The sequence below is a fragment of the Sphingomonas sp. LH128 genome, assembly GCF_000293195.2.
Taxonomy (GTDB): domain Bacteria; phylum Pseudomonadota; class Alphaproteobacteria; order Sphingomonadales; family Sphingomonadaceae; genus Novosphingobium; species Novosphingobium resinovorum_A.
In genome coordinates this window covers 1-3,791 of sequence record NZ_ALVC01000257.1, presented here as the reverse complement: position 1 = coordinate 3,791, position 3,791 = coordinate 1, and the positions used below count along the sequence as shown (strand labels likewise).

Below are 3,791 nucleotides of genomic sequence, written 5' to 3'. Positions count from 1 at the left end.
GCGGCGCGCGCATCCAGGAGGCCCTCGACCTCTGTCCCGAGGCGATCCGGTTCGACGCACCGAACTTCGTGCGTCTTTACGGCAAGGGTCGCAAGGAACGTATCTGTCCACTCTGGCCGGAAACCGTGACGTTGCTCAGGAAGTTGTTGGAACGTCACCCGCGCGCGCCAGATCAGCGGATCTTCGTCAATCGATATGGTGAGCCGCTGGGCGCCTCGGGAGTGCGGTTCAAACTCGCCTCCTATGTAGGAAAGGCGTCAGAAACCGTGCCGTCGCTTCGGTCCAAAAATGTGACGCCGCACAGCTTCCGGCACGCGACTGCCGTTCACCTTGTCGCTGCCGGGGTCGACATCACCGTCATCCGCAGTTGGCTGGGACACGTCAGCCTCGATACGACCAACCACTACGCACAGGCCAATCTGGAGACCAAACGAAAGGCGCTCGAGCAGGTAGGGGCGCCGGCGGCGAGCAACGTGCCACCTTCGTGGAAACGAGAAGCCAGCCTGATGGAGTGGCTCGATGCCTTGTGAAATAATGTGAAGGACGTGGCGAAATGCTCAGCAGCTTTGCGGGCCTTCGCCACGTTCCTGCGCATTATCGCGACCTCGCGATAATCGATCTTATGCGCAGCTGCGCATAAGATCGCGAACGACCCGGCGTAGGCGTCGTAGATGCCGGTCTGCTCGGGGGTGAGCTGGTGCTCGACCAGTTCATATTCGACGCCGTCATAGGAGAGGGAGCGGGCCGTGTAGAGACCGAGCGAGCGCAGGTCGCGGGCTAGCACTTCCATCGCCGCGACGCCGCCGTCCTCGATCGCCTCAACGAATTCGGTGCGGGTCGAGAACGGGAAGTCCTCGCCACCCCAGAGACCGAGGCGCTGGGCGTAGGCGAGATTGTGGACGGTGGTCGCGCCCGTTGCTGAGACATAGACGACGCGCGCATTCGGCAGGGCGTGCTGGAGCCGAAGGCCCGCGCGGCCCTGTTGCGAGGCGGCGACGTCGCCGCGTTCGCCCTTGCCGCCTGCGGCGTTCTGCATGGCATGGCTCTCGTCGAAAATGATCACTCCATCGAAGTCGGAGCCCAACCATTCGACGATCTGCTTGACGCGGGAAAGCTTCTCGCCGCGGTCATCGGACCGTAGCGTGGCATAGGTGGTGAATAGGACGGCTTCCGAGAGTGTGATGTCTTTGCCCTGCGGAAAGCGCGACAGCGGCGTGACCAGCAGCCGCTCCATGCCGAGGGCCGACCAGTCGCGCTGGGCGTCCTCCAGCAGCTTGTCGGACTTCGAGATCCACACCGCCTTGCGGCGGCCCTGCATCCAGTTGTCGAGGATGATGCCGGCCGACTGGCGACCCTTGCCGGCGCCGGTGCCGTCGCCAAGCATGAAGCCACGACGGAAGCGCACGGCGTTCGGCGCATCGTCGGGCGCGGCCGAGACGACGTCGAAGGTGTCGTCGAGCGTCCATGATCCAGCGAGGAAGTCCGAATGTGCCTCGCCGGCATAAATGACGGTTTCCAACTGGGCATCCGACAGCAGGCCGTCGGTGATGATGTTGGCTGGCAGTCTGGGCCGATAGCTCGGCTTGGGCGGCGCGACCGATGCCATCGCCACGGACTGGACCAGTTTGGTGGGATGGGGCTGCGCATCGGGAATACGGATCGCCTGCAATCCGTATTCTTCATAGATCGCGTCGGTAATCCTGCCGTCTTCGGCGGGCGTCCAGTCCACGGTCTCATAGGCGAGTTCGACGCCTTCGGGCTCGACGGACGCGGGCGTGGCGGGATTTGCGGCAGTGGTGCGCGCGAGGTATCCGCGAACGGTCCGGGGCGTTGTGGCGGATACCGAGGTTGCCGCTGGCGGGAGCGCCGCAGTCTCGCGCGGTGGAACCTGCGCCTCAATCCAGCCAAGCAGCGTGGCGAGGTCAGGCGCGGTGCCTGGCAAAGGGGGAAACGCTGCCCGATCGTCGGCCGGCAGCTTGTCGATGACCGTCAACCGCGTGTCGATGGTCGTGCCGTGTTTGGCATAGACCGAGCCGTCGATCGCGGCAGTAAACACCACGCGGCCATGTTCCTGAAGGCGGACGAAAGCGTCGCGCCACGCTGGCCGGTCGGGGCCGAAGTTGGCGCCGGTGATCGTCACTAGCCGTCCGCCGTCGGCGAGCCGGGCCAGCGCCGAAGCGACATGGCGATAGGCTGTATCCGCCACGCGGCCGGTGACGTTTGCCATGGCCGAGAATGGCGGGTTCATCAGCACGACGGAGGCGACGGCTCCCGGCGCGAGATGATCGTCGATCTGGGCGGCGTCGAAGCGCGTGACGGCGACAGCCGGAAACAGCGCAGCGAGCAGAGCGGCGCGGGTCTCAGCCAACTCGTTGAGGAGGAGCGCTCCGCCTGATATCTCGGCCAGGATGGCGAGCAGGCCGGTGCCAGCCGATGGCTCCAGCACGATATCGCCAGCGGTTATAGAGGCAGCCGCCACGGCGGCGAGGCCGAGCGGTGCTGGCGTCGAGAACTGCTGGAGCGCCTGCGATTCTTCCGAGCGTCGCGTATGCGTCGGCAGGAGTCCGGCGATCTTCGCAAGAGCGGAAAGACGTGCAGCCGGAGATGCGGCCTTACGGAAAAGCGCTTTTCCGTATTTGCGCAGGAAGAGGACTGTCGCGACCTCGCATGCCTCATAGGCCGCTTTCCAGTCCCAGGCGCCGCTGGTGTCGGATGCGCCGAAGGCTGCTTCCATGGCTGCACGGAGGATCGCGGCGTCGATGCGCTGACCGCGTTCGAGATGATCGAGAAGCTGTAGCGCCACCGCGAGGATCGGGGACGCACGGGTGACGGGCGTGGCCGGAAGGGTCACGGGAGACAGAATGTTCATGGGAGGAACCTCGGGAGAGCGGAAGGGATAAGCCCGGTCGGCGCTCTCTCTCGACCGCCCGGACTCGACCCGTCCCGGCCGTCCTCTTCCTCTCATCGGCTGACATGGAAAAAGCGCCCGGCCGTGAGGCCGGACGCTGAAGGAAACACCAGCAGATTTCAGTCGATCGCCTGGAAGATCTCGGCGGACTCGGGATGGTCCGCGGCGTAGTCGTAGAGGCGGCCATATCCTTCCGACATCGCGTCGACCGGATATTTGAAGGAGAGATGGGAGAAGGCGAACAGCGTCGCGATGATGCCGGCGGCGTCGGCAGATACATCGCCCTCATAGCCGTTGGTGCCGCAGATGATCTGAAAGCGGGGCTTCGAGGTCGGCGCGAGGTATAGCGGCCTCCCGTCGCGCTCATAGAAGTCCCAGAGACCGCCGCGATAATCGAGTGGGCTCAGGCGCTCCATCAGGTGATAGACGGTCATCTCCGCCACGAGGACATGCTGGCGGCCGAAGAGCAGTGGCAGGAATTCCATCCGGCGAACCTCCGGTACGAGGGCGACGGCGCGCGCCGAGGAATCGTCAGTGCTGTTTGTTATGTCGGGCATGGGGATTTCTCCGGAGAGCGGGATTGGAAGACCCGGACGGCGCTCTCTCTCGACCGGACCGGCTCGACCCGTCCCGGCCGTCCTCTCGCTCTGGCGCGCGGCATGACCGCCTGATCGCTCGCCCTTCTGAGGTCGGCTGCGCGGGGCTACACTCCTTCATCCAGGACATGGCGGCCGGCGACCCTGACGATCGGGGACGTGTGTCCGCCCGACCGAGCGAGGCCCCGAAGGGAGACGGTGATGAAGGGAAGTGTGATCGGCATAGTGGCCGGAGGATGCCTCGTGGTGGGCTTCGGGGCGGGGTTCGCGCTGCGCCCGGTGATCGC

2 protein-coding genes and 1 pseudogene are annotated in these 3,791 nt (G+C 65.2%); 1 reads left to right on the top strand and 2 read right to left on the bottom strand.

Translation table 11 applies throughout. The features are described from left to right. Nucleotides 1-530: tyrosine-type recombinase/integrase (locus tag LH128_RS32375; protein WP_008830563.1), on the top strand; the 530-nt coding region annotated here is incomplete at its 5' end. Nucleotides 531-637: 107 nt separating this feature from the next. Here LH128_RS32375 and LH128_RS19760 read toward each other — a convergent pair. Next, a pseudogene (locus tag LH128_RS19760) lies at nt 638-2,869 on the bottom strand (strawberry notch-like NTP hydrolase domain-containing protein); the annotation flags it as partial. A 158-nt stretch (nt 2,870-3,027) separates the two neighbouring features. Further along, nucleotides 3,028-3,465, bottom strand: coding sequence for an antirestriction protein (locus tag LH128_RS19755; RefSeq protein ID WP_008831450.1), 438 nt, complete (start codon nt 3,463-3,465; stop codon nt 3,028-3,030). Nucleotides 3,466-3,791 lie beyond the last annotated feature (326 nt).